Origin of the sequence: Pseudomonas sp. D1-1 (assembly GCF_051132225.1) — a bacterium.
GTDB lineage: Bacteria > Pseudomonadota > Gammaproteobacteria > Pseudomonadales > Pseudomonadaceae > Aquipseudomonas.
Genome location: NZ_CP071676.1, coordinates 4,869,827 through 4,882,277, shown reverse-complemented (window position 1 = coordinate 4,882,277; position 12,451 = coordinate 4,869,827). Strand labels below are relative to the sequence as shown.

The window sequence follows — 12,451 nt, the reverse complement described above, 5'->3', positions numbered from 1 at the left end:
AAGCTTCTGACTGACGACGAAAACTCAAATCAGTGGCTCATCCGCCTTTTTCTGCTTCCAGCCATCGTTGCCCGGCAAGATCAGGTTCAACGCGATCGCCACCACGGCGCACAGCGCGATGCCCTTGAGGCCGAAGTCGTCCGGGCCGGTACCGGTGCCGACCAGTACGCCGCCGATGCCGAACACCAGCGTCACCGAAACGATCACCAGGTTGCGTGCTTCGCCCAGGTCGATCTTGTGGCGGATCAGTGTGTTCATGCCCACCGCCGCGATCGAACCGAACAACAGGCACAGGATCCCGCCCATCACCGGCACCGGAATGCTTTGCAGCAGTGCGCCGAACTTGCCGACGAACGCCAGGCTGATGGCGAAGATCGAGGCCCAGGTCATGATCTTCGGGTTGTAGTTCTTGGTCAGCATCACCGCGCCAGTCACTTCGGCATAGGTGGTGTTGGGTGGGCCGCCAAACAGGCCGGCTGCGGTGGTGGCGATGCCGTCACCGAACAAGGTGCGGTGCAGGCCGGGTTTTTTCAGGTAGTCGCGACCGGTCACGCTACCCACGGCAATTACCCCGCCGATGTGTTCGATCGCTGGCGCCAGGGCTACGGGCACGATGAACAGGATCGCTTGCCAGTTGAACTCCGGCGCGGTGAAGGCCGGCAGGGCGAACCAGGGGGCGGCGGCGATTTTTGCGGTGTCGACGACGCCGAAGAAGAAGGCCATGGCAAAACCCACCAATACGCCGGAGATGATCGGCACCAGGCGGAAAATGCCTTTGCCGAACACGGCGACGATCAGGGTAGTGAGCAACGCCGGCATCGAGATCAGCATCGCCGTCTGATAGTGAATCAGCTCGGTGCCGTCGCCGGCCTTGCCCATCGCCATGTTGGCGGCGATTGGCGCCATTGCCAGGCCGATGGAAATGATCACCGGGCCGATCACCACCGGTGGCAGCAGCCGGTCAATGAAGCCGGTGCCCTTGATCTTCACCGCCAGGCCCAGGAACGTATAGACGAAACCGGCCGCCATCACGCCGCCCATGGTCGCCGCCAGGCCGAACTGGCCTTTGGCAAGAATGATCGGCGTGATGAAGGCAAAACTCGACGCCAGGAACACCGGCACCTGACGCCCGGTAACGATCTGGAACAGGATCGTCCCCAGGCCCGCGGTGAACAGCGCCACGTTCGGGTCCAGGCCGGTGATCAGCGGCATCAGCACCAGCGCGCCGAAGGCGACGAACAGCATCTGCGCGCCGGACAGCACCTGACGCCAGAGCGGATCGTTGAATTCGTCCTGCATGCTCAGGCGTCCTTCTGCTTGGTGCCGAAGATCTTGTCGCCGGCATCGCCCAGGCCCGGAATGATGTAGCCGTGTTCGTTGAGTTTCTGGTCAATGGAGGCGGTGTAGATGGTCACGTCGGGGTGGGCATCTTCCACGGCCTGGATGCCTTCGGGCGCGGCGACCAGGACCATGGCGCGGATGTCCCGGCAACCGGCTTTTTTCAGCAGGTCGATGGTGGCAACCATGGAGCTGCCGGTGGCGAGCATCGGGTCGATGATCATCGCCAGGCGCTCGTCGATCTCCGGCACCAGTTTTTCCAGGTAGGTATGGGCCTGCAGGGTTTCCTCGTTGCGGGCCACGCCGACGGCGCTGACCTTGGCACCCGGAATCAGGCTCAGGACGCCTTCGAGCATGCCGATACCGGCACGCAGGATCGGCACCACGGTAATCTTCTTGCCGGCGATTTTTTCCACCTGCACCGTGCCCGCCCAACCGGCGATCTCGTAGGACTCCAGCGGCAGGTCCTTGGTGGCTTCGTAGGTGAGCAGGGCACCGACTTCCTGGGCGAGCTCGCGGAAGTTCTTCGTGCTGATGTCGGCGCGGCGCATCAGGCCGAGTTTATGTCTGATCAGCGGGTGGCGGATCTCGAGGATGGGCATGGGGAAGGCTCCGGCGGCGGGCAAAAAAACCGGCCTAGATTAATCTATCCGAGGGTGTTGTCCTATAGACAATACAGAACGTTAGTCCACAAACGCTTGATCTGGCCGGGCGGGATGCGTACCTTTGCCCGCTTTTCCGCAAACGCCACCCTTGGAGAGCGCCATGTCCGCTGATCTCGAGCATATCCGTCAAGTCATGCGAGAGGCTGACTGCCTGTACACCGAAGCTGAAGTCGAAGCGGCCATTGTCCGTGTCGGTGCGCAAATCAACGATCAGTTGGCTGACCGCAACCCGGTGGTGTTCTGCGTGATGAACGGCGGGCTGATTTTCTCCGGCAAGCTGCTGACCTGCCTGAACTTCCCGTTGGAAGCTTCCTACCTGCACGCCACCCGCTATCGCAACGAAACCAGCGGCGGCGACCTGTTCTGGAAAGCCAAGCCGGAAGTCTCGTTCATCGACCGCGACGTGCTGATCATCGACGATATCCTCGATGAAGGTCACACCCTGGGCGCGATCATCGACTTCTGCAAACACGCTGGCGCCCGTGCCGTACATACCGCCGTGCTGATCGACAAGGACCACGACCGCAAGGCCCGTCCCGACCTGAAGGCCGACTTCGTCGGTTTGCCGTGCATCGATCGCTACATCTTTGGCTACGGCATGGACTACAAAGGCTACTGGCGTAACGCCAATGGTATTTTTGCCGTCAAGGGGATGTAACCACACGATCAAACCAGCCTTGAGTGCGCTACGCTCGCGGCCAGCCAGCGCTCACTTTTGCTCCGCGCCTGTTCCAGCGTCTGCACATACGCCAACTGCCGCTGCTCGCGATGGACCCCGGCGCGGCGCAGTTTCAGGCGTACCCTCGGTGCGGTCGCGACCAGGATCAGGCCGATGCCCTGCTTTCGATAGTCCCTGAGGATATTTTCCAGCGCGGCCAGGGCCGTCATGTCCAGCATCGGCACGGCGCTCATGTCCACGACCACCACCCGGACACCCGGGTCGAACCGGCGCAATACATCCAGGGCCTTCTCCGCCGCACCGAAGAACAGCGGCCCGCGAATGGCATAGCAGCGAACATGCTCGGGCATGTCCAGCAAGGCCTGGTGGGAATGGCGTGGCAGTTCAGCGCTGTCGGTCAGTTCGCTCATGCGCTTGATGAACAGCCCGGCGGCCAGCAACAGGCCGACGGCGACGGCCAGGACCATGTCGAACAGCACCGTCAGGCCCAGGCAGCTCAGCAGCACCAGCACATCGCTGCGCGGGGCGATGCGCAGGGTATGCAGCACATGCCCGGCCTCGCTCATGTTCCAGGCGACCATCACCAGCAACGCCGCCAGCGCCGCCATCGGCAAGTAACTGAACAGCGGCGCGAGCAACACAATCGCCACCAGCACCACCAGGCTGTGAATGATCGCCGCCAGGGGCGATGACGCGCCGCTGCGCACGTTGGTCGCGCTGCGGGCAATTGCGGCGGTGGCGGTGATGCCGCCGAACGACGGCGCCACGAGGTTGCCCAGGCCCTGGCCGATCAATTCGGCGTTGGGGTCGTGCCTGCTCCCGGTCATGCCATCCGCCACCACCGCGCAGAGCAATGACTCGATGGCGCCGAGCATGGCGATGGCGAAGGCTGGGCCCAGTAATTGGCGGAACAGGTCATAGGAAAGTATCAACGCACCGCCCTGGCCATTCGGCAGGTTCCAGGGCCAGTCGAAGCGCGGCAGGAAAGGCGGGATGCCAGGGTAGACAATGCCATCGACGACGTAGCTGAAGCGTTCGCCCAGCGTTGCGACCGGCAGCCCGGCGCGCTCGATGGCCAGCCCCAGCAACGCGCCGATCAGCAGCGCGACCAGATGGCCCGGGACGCGTGGCACCCAGCGCGGCCAGGCAATCAATACGGCCAGGCATGCCCCGCCGATAATGGCGTCGCCAAGCCGTGCGCCGGGCAGCGCCACGATCAATTCGCCCAGCTGTTCGATGTAATGCGTGGCCTGGCCCGCAGTGCTCAGGCCCAACAGGTCCTTCAATTGCAGCGTCGCGATCACCACGCCGATCCCGGCGGTGAAACCGAGGATCACCGGATAAGGGATGAACTGGATCAAGCGCCCGGCGCGCATCAGCCCCAGGGCAATCAGGATCAGGCCGGCAAGCATTGTGCACAGCAGCAGGCCGCCCAGGCCGTATTGCTGAGTGATGGGCAGCAGGATGACAACGAATGCGGCCGTCGGCCCGCTCACGTTGAATCGCGAGCCGCCGGTCAGGGCAATCAAGGGGGCGGCCACCAGCACGGTGTAAAGACCGTGTTGTGGCGGCACGCCAACGGCGATTGCCAGGGCCATGGCCAGCGGGATGGCGATGATGCCGACCGTAAGCCCGGCTACCAGGTCGCCGCGCAGGCGCTCAAGGGTGTAACCGGCACGCCAGGCTTGGCGCCAGGCGGCGAACAGCGGTGGGGCGGAGAAGGCCATGATGCTCCTCGCATAGACTGGACAATAAACCCGTGGCGAGGGAGCTTGCTCCCGCTGGGCTGCGCAGCAGACCCAAGATGGGCCATTGAAATCTTTCAGACGGAGTGCGCTAGCCGATTTACGACGGCTGCGCCGCCGAGCGGGAGCAAGCTCCCTCGCCACAACGGCATATGCCAGCGGGCCGACACCGATGGCCTCACGGAGTATGCCGCGCCGCAAGCCCCGCTGTATTGACCCTGGTCGCATATTTTTTCAAGGAGTGCTAGCGTGCCCAGCCATGCCTTCCGGAGCCTGTCATGCGTGTATCGATCCGCCGCTGCGCCACTTTGCTGCTGCTATCCAGCCTGCCGTTGCTGGCGGTGGCCGCGCCGATGCACAGCCAGTTCCTGCCCCCCGATGACCTGGTGGCGCGTCAGGAACAGCCCGAACAGCAGCAGTTGCTGCAAGTCACCGAGTATTCGGTGGTGCTGGGCAACCAGCGCCCATCCAACCAGCAGCCGATCCCGGTCACTTCGCCGCTGATGGTGCGGCTCAAGGGCAAGCCCCTGAACAAGGGAGCCATCATCAGCCAGGTGATCCTCAATTTTGATGGCGAAAGCAAAAGCCTGAAGAAACCGGTATTCGATGAGGCGAGCAAGACCCTGACGCTGTCTTATCCACAGGCCCAGTACCGGGTGGTGATCGATCTGTTGCGCAACGACACGGTCTACGTGCAGTTCCTCAGCTACGCCAACGGCCATATCTGGGCCGACCTGCACACTGGCGCCGCACGCCCGCGTTGAGCCCCGAGGCCCGCCGGGGGTAAACTGCCCGCCCCGTGAACTGTGCGAGCTGGAGCCGGCAATGCGTAAAGACAAGAAACAAGTGATTGGTGACGAGATTGGCGACGAACAGATCAAGCTGTTCCTCAATTTCGAGCCCGTCGATGCCACTTCGCCGTCGCTGCACAAACTGATCAAGGCCTACCGTGGGCTGCGTGTCGACGATTTCGAGCGCTTCCTGGGGTTTTTCGTCGAGGCGGGTTACGACCTGAATGGCAAGGACGAACAGGGTAACGATTTCGTTGCGTTGATCCATGATCAGCGCAATGCAGAGGAATATATTGAGTTGATCAAGAAAGCTCGCGGTTGATTGATCAGGCCTGCTGCGCAGGCCAGCGGGAGTAAGCTCCCTCGCCACGAAAAGCTGCAAAAAAAAACGCCCCGTTCTCATGGAGAACGGGGCGTTTTTTTATCCGGGCGGATCAAGCGTAGCTTTGGGTTTCGCTGCTTGCTTCAACCAGTTCCAGCGCGATGTTGTTCTGCGCGTTGACCTTGCGATACAGCGCCGCATCGGTTTCCAGCACCTTCTCCCGGGCCGGGAAGATTTCCGCGAGCTTGGCGGCCCACTCTCCCTTGGCTTTTTCCGGGAAGCAGCGCTCGATCAGTTCGAGCATGATCGACACGGTGACCGAAGCGCCTGGTGAAGCGCCGAGCAAGGCGGCGAGAGTGCCGTCCTTGGCCGCCACCAATTCGGTACCGAATTGCAGGATGCCGCCTTTCTTCGGGTCTTTCTTGATGATCTGCACGCGCTGGCCAGCCACTTCCAGGCGCCAGTCCTCGGCTTTCGCCTCGGGGTAGAAGCGCCGCAGGGATTCCAGGCGCTGCTCCATGGACTGCATCACTTCGCTGATCAGGTACCTGGTCAGGTCCATGTTGTCCCGGGCCACGGCCAGCATCGGGCCGATGTTGCCGGCGCGTACCGACAACGGCAGGTCCATCAGCGAGCCGTGCTTGAGGAACTTGGTGGTGAAGCCGGCGTATGGCCCGAACAGCAGGGATTTCTTGCCATCGACCACGCGAGTATCGAGGTGCGGCACCGACATCGGCGGCGAGCCCACCGCGGCCTGGCTGTAGACCTTGGCCTGGTGATGCTTGACCACTTCCGGGTTGTCGCAACGCAGCCACTGGCCGCTGACCGGGAAACCGCCGAAGCCCTTGCTCTCTTCAATGCCCGAAGCTTGCAGCAGCGGCAACGCGGCGCCGCCGGCACCGAGGAAGACGAATTTGGCGTCGACTTCACGGGTGCTGCCGGAGTTGACGTCTTTGATGCTCACGGTCCAGCCATCGCCCTTGCGCTTGAGGCCGGTGACGCGCTTGCAATATTTGATCTGGGTGTCCGGCGCGCTGCCCAGGTGCTTGAGCAACTGGTTGGTCAGGGCGCCGAAGTTGACGTCGGTACCGTTCATGACGCGGGTCGCGGCGATGACTTCGTCAGCCGGGCGGCCTGGCATCATCAGCGGCATCCACTCGGCCATCTGGTCGCGGTCTTCGGTGTATTCCATGTCGGCGAACGCGTGGTGCTGGCGCATCAGCTCGAAGCGCTTCCTGAGGAATTCCACGCCTTTCTCGCCTTGCACGAAGCTCAGGTGCGGCACCGGGGCGATGAAGGATTTCGACGAGCCGAACGTGCCTTTTTTGGTCAGGTACGTCCAGAACTGCTTCGACACCTCGAACTGGGTGTTGATGTGCACGGCTTTCTTGATGTCGACACTGCCATCGGCGGCCTGGGGTGTGTAGTTCAGCTCACACAGCCCGGCGTGGCCGGTACCGGCGTTGTTCCAGGGATTGGAACTCTCCGCGGCACCCGAATCCATCAGCTCGACGACTTCCAGCGAAATCGCCGGGTCGAGCTCCTTGAGCAGCACGGCCAGGGTGGCACTCATGATGCCGGCCCCTACCAGAACTACGTCGACTGCTTCGTTATGCGCCATTTAACGCGTCTCCAAAATCTGCAGCACCAAATTGTCGGCATAGCGGCCAGGAAGCGGGGCAGATAAGTTGCGCCCCAGGTATCCATGGCCAGGATCGCCATGTCCGAATCTTCGCAATTTTTCGCAACACTGCGGATGCATGCAGCCTGGCCTCAAGAGTCCCATGAACTCATTTAAGCGCCGGGCGGGCAATTCGACTTATGGCCGAGACATCCGTTCGTGCAACCAAATCCGTAGCGGACAGGCTTCAGGCGCCGGTTCTTGAGCGATATCCGGTCCTGTCTCGTTGGGCTGTTCCAGACGCCAATGGTGCTTGTTCAGACGCAAAACTCTTCATTTGCTCGCCACACTCTTGTGAAGTTGTGAAAACCCGTTTTTTCACGCTCTTTTGAAGACGTGAACCTCAAAAAGGGCTGTCCCAGCCTGGCACCGCGCCCGATCTGGATGCCCCTCATGTAATACATGACAGGCAAAACGGGCAGACAGCTCAGTGACCGAGCGTAATGACAGCTCTGCAGATTCGCGAAAAGCAGTGATTTGCCAGGGAAACAGCAAGCGCGCCAGCTTCACTCGATCTGTGTGGGCGGCTCTCTGTGGGCGGTGCGGGGTGCCAATACAAGCGCATCAGCGGCGTTGCGGGCCCGATCAGGAGACGTCCTTATAATCGGGGGGAGATTGTAGCGAAGAAACGCGCGGAAATGGTCGTGTTTTATGACTTTTATTAGCCTTACGGTCAGACGGCCAACAACTGGCGGCTGCGTGCACGAGCGCGGGGCGCCTGTACCAGGGCGCTGGCGGGCAACGGCTGATGCAGCCAATTGAGACGGATCTCTTCGATTTCGACCCAGCCATCGCCCATGGGCTGCAGGCTGCATTGCTTGAATGCCTGGCAACGACCAGTGCGGTCGAGCAGGGCGAAGCAGCGGTGATGCGGGCGCGGGGTAAACAGGGAGATGAGAAAACGCATGGTCGGATACCGTGTCCGGGGAACTTGGGACCAGTCTGACAGCCCGGCATGACACCCCGGTGTAAGGACAATGACAACACGGTGACAGGAACCGGCCACCGCGGCCCCTGTCAGACATTTCAGTATTCATGCGGCGACGCTAGTTCGCCGCGATGGCGCACCGCTATACTGCCGGCCTGTTTGTGCCCGATTCTGGAGAGAAGAGCATGTTGCAACGCCTGTTGTTCGGTTTGATCGCCGTGACCAGTCTGACCCTTGTCGGCTGTGCCCACAGCCCGCAACAACTTAACCCGGAGCCCAAGCTCAACGCCCAGCTGGCGCCGGTGGGTCGCGGCCAGCCGGTGGTGGTGCGGGTCGTGGACGGCCGCCCGTCGCCAACCCTCGGCACGCGTGGTGGTCTGTACCCTGAAACCAGCGTGATCACGGTGCAGGGCGCACAGGTCCTGCCAAAATTGCAGGCCCAGGCTGAAGCGGCCGTGCGTCTGCTGGGCTTCACCCCGACGCAGAACGCAATGAACGCCCCGCAACTGACCTTGACCCTGGCCGAACTGAAATACCAGTCGCCCAAGGAAGGCATGTACGTGACCGAAGCCACCATCGGCGCGACGTTCCGTTCCGACGTGCAGAACGCCAACCGCCGCTACAGCGGTCGTTACGGTGCGTCGCTGGATCAACGCTTCGGCATGGCGCCCAACCAGGACACCAACACCAAGCTGGTCAGCGACGTGTTGAGCGATGCCCTGACCCGTCTGTTCAAGGACCCGACCATTGGTCAGGTGTTGGCGGAGTAAGCAGCAAGTCTGATATCCCTGTGGGAGCGAGCTTGCTCGCGATAGCGGCATTTCAGCCAACTCAATGTTGACTGATCCACCGTCATCGCGAGCAAGCTCGCTCCCACAGGGTTTTTTATGGGCGTGATTCACGCAGCCTGGGAATAGAGCTCCAGCACGCTGATCCCGGTCAGCAGGTCTGTCTCCGGGAGGTCCGCATGTTGATGGCCGCCGAGGGCGCAGTACACCAGCCAATGACGATCCTGGACATTGAAGGACAGACTGCCGACAAGGTTCTGTTGTTCATCGCTCGGGCTGATCAGGTAGAGACGATCCTGGTTTTCGGCGTGCAGCATGACGGATTCCGTACGGTTTTGGAGGGCGACAGGGTGGCCTATCCATATGACGAAACCGTGACGCTAGGAATTAGAAAGTTGTATCGCCAATAAAGCATTCAGTATTGAGCGGGATCGTTACCGGTCGGAAAAAGCCGCGCAAGGCGACTGGCTTTCGGTAGAATCCGCGCCCTGTTCGTAGGCTCCGGGCGCAGCGCGTCCGTTTTCGCTTGAGGTTTGTGATGTCGTTGCAACTGTTCTCGCTGTTCGCTGCCCACCCCGCCAAACTGATCAACCTGCTCGCGCTGCTGTTTGCCTGTCCGGGTGGCTGGGTGCTGCACGCGACGCGACGCCGCGAACTGCGCGCGCGGGCCTGTCTTGCGGAACGCAGCAGCGAAGGCAATGAACGATTCGAAGCGCTGCTGGACCTGGCGACGCAACGCATGAACCGGTTTTTCTACCGTTTCGGCTTCGCTTGCCTGGGGTTGGCGCTGCTGATGTCGTGGATCAGCACGCAGTTCTGACAAAAAACAATCGGTCGCGGCTTTTGTGGCGAGGGGATTTATCCCCGTTGGGCTGCGCAGCGGCCCCCAGCCAGACAACCCGGTGTACCAGTACGATCGGGGTCGTTGCTTTTGGGGCTGCTGCGCAGCCCAGCGGGGATAAATCCCCTCGCCACAGGTCACTCGCGCTCAGGGCTGTCGCTTAAAGCGCCAGCCCCGCCCTGACCCGATACTGGTTACGCACCGGTGTCGCGTATTGCAGCACCAGAAACGGTCGGTGTTCCTCCGGGCAGGCTTCCAGCCGGCGCTGCCATTCTTCTTCAGCCTTGGCCAGTTCTTCGGCACCGAACACCTCGGCCGCCGTCGGAACCTGCAACTGCGGGTCGGCATCGGCCCATTGCGCGTAGGCCAGGTAATGCACCGGGAACAGGCGATAGCCGCCGAGTATCTGCCGGTCCATCTCCATGGCCAGTTGTTTGGTGTCCTCGAACAGTTCGGTGATCGGCGCGGCAAAGTTCACGTGGACCCGGCCCTTGTAACCGGTGATGCCTTTGGCAATGCTGACGTCGTCCTCGCCCGGCGCCTTCGTGTACGTGCCGGTGGTGGCGCGGATGTACAGCTCGCGGGCCTTGGCCTGGTCGCACGGGTCATATTCGTAGCTGATCGACACCGGCGTCAGGTTCAACGAGCGGATGACCTCGCCGAACGGCTCGTCCTTGCGGCTCATGTGGAACATCTTCAGGATCGCCGACTCGGTCCGGTCATCACCGTCCTTCGCCCGGCCCTCGGCCTGGGCAATCCAGATCGAGGCGCAATCGTTGCGGATCGAGTGGTTGATGTAGGCCGACAGCAACTGGTACGCCGCCATTTTTTCCCGGCGTCCGGTGATGGAGCGGTGCACGATGAAGCTCTTGTTCAGGCGCATCAGGTCGCTGACGAAGGGCTTTTGCAGCAGGTTGTCGCCAATCGCGATGCGCGGCGTCGGCAGGCCGGCGTGGTACACGGCATAGTTGACGAAGGCCGGGTCCATCACGATGTCGCGGTGGTTGGCGAGGAACAGGTAGGCATTGCCGGACTTGAATTGCTCGACCCCGGTGTAGGTCACGCCATCGGTGGCACGCTCGATGGTGTGGTCGACGTAGAACTCGACTTTGTCCTGCAACGTGGCAACGGAGGTCACACCGGCGAACTCTCGACGCAACTTCTGCGCTATAAGAGGTTTGAGCATCCAGCCGAAAGCGCCGGCCAGGCGCGGGAAGCGGAAGTGGGTGAGGATATCTAGAAACGCCTTGTCGCTGAGCAGCCGTGCCAGCACCGCTGGGACTTCGCTGTCGTTGTAAGGTCGGATGGCATCGAATTCGCCCATCATGCTCTCTTGTTGGAAACGGCTAGGGTAAGTAAAGGTTCGATCGAAAAACCGACGGGGCACGGCCTGGAAGATAGTCCAGGCAAAAATAGCCCTGCAAATAGACCGGCGATTATACGCACAAGTCACTTGGGAGACCGCGATGCTGGAAGCTGCTCTTTATGAATGTCCGTATTGTGGGGAGGAGGTAGAGACTTCCGTGGATTTGTCCGGCGGCGACCAGACCTACATCGAAGACTGCCAGGTCTGTTGCCGACCGATTACTTTCGTCCTGCAGGTCCACGAAGACGAATGGCACCTCGAGGTCTTCAGCGAAAACGAATGATGGGGCGGCCATGCAGCGAATCTACGAGCTGGAAAACCTGATGGAAGGCGAATTGCTCCAGGGCATGCTCGCCAGCGAAGGCATCACGGCGCACCTGGTGGGCCGCGATCTGGTGGGCGGCGCGGGTGAGCTGCCAATGTACGGCCTGCTGGGGCTGGCGGTGGAGGACGAACAGGCGCAGTACGCCCGGGAGCTGATCGCCGCCTACAATGCCGCGATGCCGGTGCCGGGCGATGAGCCTGACAGTTACCCCGGTACGCTGGTCTGTTAGGCTGGCGGCCGTTTGATACAAGAGTCGTGTTGCCCCATGTGTGGACGTTATGCCCTGTTTCGCTGGAACCCCGCTTTCGCGGCCTTGCCCGGCTTCCCCGCCGACCAGAAGGCCCAATGGAATATCTCGCCCAATGACTCGGTCCTGATGCTGCGCGCCGGCGCCGATGGACAGCGCGAACTGGCACGGGCGCGTTGGGGCCTGACGCCGCCGTGGCTGACCGATCTGTCCCGCACCCCGGCGCACGCCCGCGCCGAAACCGTGGCCGAGCAACCGATGTTCCGCGAAGCCCTGCGTTTGCGTCGTTGCCTGCTGCCCGCCAATGGTTTTTACGAGTGGCGCGGCGGCACGCGCAAGCGCCCGTACTGGCTGACGCCGGGGGAGGGCTCATCGCTGTTCTTTGCGGCGATCTGGGAAGCGTACCCGGTGCAGGAACAAGTGTGGCTGAGCACGGCGGTCATCACCCAGCCGGCGGCCGGTCAGCGCCGACCGTTGATTCTGGATGAAGAGGGCCAGCGCCTGTGGCTCGACCCCGAGACGCCCTTGCATGCCTTGCAAGGGTTGCTGGCGAGCGAGCCAGGGCAACTGCGCGAGCGGGTTCTGGCGAACATGGTCAACGACCCGAAACTCAATGGGCCGGAATGTCTGACCCCGGCCTGAGTTCTTTGGCGACAGCACTGGCCCCTTCGCGAGCAGGCTCGCTCCCACAAAAAATTTGTGGCAACCCACAATCCTCCTGTGGGAGCGAGCCTG

15 protein-coding genes are annotated in these 12,451 nt (G+C 61.9%); 8 read left to right on the top strand and 7 right to left on the bottom strand.

From position 1 onward, the window contains the following. Positions 1–24: 24 nt before the first annotated feature. Together J3P86_RS21940 and upp are read right to left on the bottom strand one after the other, a co-directional pair. Complete coding sequence (locus J3P86_RS21940) at positions 25–1,299, bottom strand: uracil-xanthine permease family protein (RefSeq protein ID WP_434628366.1); 1,275 nt, start codon at positions 1,297–1,299, stop codon at positions 25–27. A 2-nt stretch (positions 1,300–1,301) separates the two neighbouring features. Then, positions 1,302–1,940, bottom strand: coding sequence for a uracil phosphoribosyltransferase (upp, locus tag J3P86_RS21935; RefSeq protein ID WP_434571869.1), 639 nt, complete (start codon positions 1,938–1,940; stop codon positions 1,302–1,304). A 163-nt stretch (positions 1,941–2,103) separates the two neighbouring features. Between upp and J3P86_RS21930 the strand changes: the two genes are divergently transcribed. Further along, the gene (locus J3P86_RS21930; RefSeq protein WP_434696809.1) at positions 2,104–2,661 is read left to right on the top strand and encodes a hypoxanthine-guanine phosphoribosyltransferase; all 558 of its coding nucleotides are present in this window, start codon (positions 2,104–2,106) and stop codon (positions 2,659–2,661) included. A gap of 8 nt (positions 2,662–2,669) precedes the next feature. Here the strand turns inward: J3P86_RS21930 and dauA are convergent, their stop codons facing one another. After that, a complete protein-coding gene (dauA, locus tag J3P86_RS21925) occupies positions 2,670–4,409 on the bottom strand; it encodes a C4-dicarboxylic acid transporter DauA (RefSeq protein WP_434698836.1) in 1,740 nt (579 codons plus the stop codon). A 296-nt stretch (positions 4,410–4,705) separates the two neighbouring features. Here dauA and J3P86_RS21920 point away from each other — a divergent pair, with 296 nt between their 5' ends. Together J3P86_RS21920 and J3P86_RS21915 are read left to right on the top strand one after the other, a co-directional pair. Then, entirely contained in the window at positions 4,706–5,191 is a 486-nt protein-coding gene (locus J3P86_RS21920; protein ID WP_434628374.1) for a hypothetical protein, read from the top strand. 61 nt (positions 5,192–5,252) lie between these two features. After that, positions 5,253–5,540 (top strand): PA4642 family protein, encoded by a 288-nt coding sequence (locus J3P86_RS21915; RefSeq protein ID WP_434628377.1) that lies wholly within the window; start codon positions 5,253–5,255, stop codon positions 5,538–5,540. 112 nt (positions 5,541–5,652) lie between these two features. Here J3P86_RS21915 and mqo read toward each other — a convergent pair whose 3' ends face one another. Together mqo and J3P86_RS21905 are read right to left on the bottom strand one after the other, a co-directional pair. Then, the gene (gene mqo, locus J3P86_RS21910; RefSeq protein WP_434628379.1) at positions 5,653–7,161 is read right to left on the bottom strand and encodes a malate dehydrogenase (quinone); all 1,509 of its coding nucleotides are present in this window, start codon (positions 7,159–7,161) and stop codon (positions 5,653–5,655) included. Positions 7,162–7,894: 733 nt separating this feature from the next. Next, positions 7,895–8,128 (bottom strand): hypothetical protein, encoded by a 234-nt coding sequence (locus tag J3P86_RS21905; RefSeq protein WP_434628382.1) that lies wholly within the window; start codon positions 8,126–8,128, stop codon positions 7,895–7,897. A gap of 206 nt (positions 8,129–8,334) precedes the next feature. Between J3P86_RS21905 and J3P86_RS21900 the strand changes: the two genes are divergently transcribed. Next, positions 8,335–8,919, top strand: coding sequence for a YajG family lipoprotein (locus J3P86_RS21900; protein WP_434698835.1), 585 nt, complete (start codon positions 8,335–8,337; stop codon positions 8,917–8,919). Between the two features lie 128 nt (positions 8,920–9,047). On the opposite strand, the gene J3P86_RS21895 is transcribed toward J3P86_RS21900, so the two are convergent. Beyond that, positions 9,048–9,254, bottom strand: coding sequence for a hypothetical protein (locus tag J3P86_RS21895; RefSeq protein WP_047229420.1), 207 nt, complete (start codon positions 9,252–9,254; stop codon positions 9,048–9,050). A 221-nt stretch (positions 9,255–9,475) separates the two neighbouring features. Here J3P86_RS21895 and J3P86_RS21890 point away from each other — a divergent pair, with 221 nt between their 5' ends. Continuing rightward, the gene (locus J3P86_RS21890) at positions 9,476–9,757 is read left to right on the top strand and encodes a hypothetical protein (RefSeq protein ID WP_434571881.1); all 282 of its coding nucleotides are present in this window, start codon (positions 9,476–9,478) and stop codon (positions 9,755–9,757) included. 181 nt (positions 9,758–9,938) lie between these two features. Here J3P86_RS21890 and J3P86_RS21885 read toward each other — a convergent pair whose 3' ends face one another. Next, positions 9,939–11,105 carry a 1-acyl-sn-glycerol-3-phosphate acyltransferase gene (locus J3P86_RS21885; protein WP_434628385.1) on the bottom strand — a complete coding sequence of 389 codons (1,167 nt, stop codon included), beginning with the start codon at positions 11,103–11,105 and terminating at the stop codon, positions 9,939–9,941. A gap of 139 nt (positions 11,106–11,244) precedes the next feature. Here J3P86_RS21885 and J3P86_RS21880 point away from each other — a divergent pair, with 139 nt between their 5' ends. Genes J3P86_RS21880 through J3P86_RS21870 form a run of 3 tightly spaced genes read left to right on the top strand, consistent with a single transcriptional unit; the run spans position 11,245 to position 12,358 of the window. Then, the gene (locus tag J3P86_RS21880) at positions 11,245–11,427 is read left to right on the top strand and encodes a CPXCG motif-containing cysteine-rich protein (protein WP_186634586.1); all 183 of its coding nucleotides are present in this window, start codon (positions 11,245–11,247) and stop codon (positions 11,425–11,427) included. 10 nt (positions 11,428–11,437) lie between these two features. Continuing rightward, positions 11,438–11,698, top strand: coding sequence for a putative signal transducing protein (locus J3P86_RS21875; RefSeq protein WP_305498888.1), 261 nt, complete (start codon positions 11,438–11,440; stop codon positions 11,696–11,698). A gap of 36 nt (positions 11,699–11,734) precedes the next feature. Further along, positions 11,735–12,358: an SOS response-associated peptidase gene (locus J3P86_RS21870; RefSeq protein WP_305498889.1), complete on the top strand. Its 624-nt coding sequence runs from the start codon at positions 11,735–11,737 to the stop codon at positions 12,356–12,358. The last annotated feature ends 93 nt before the right edge of the window (positions 12,359–12,451 follow it).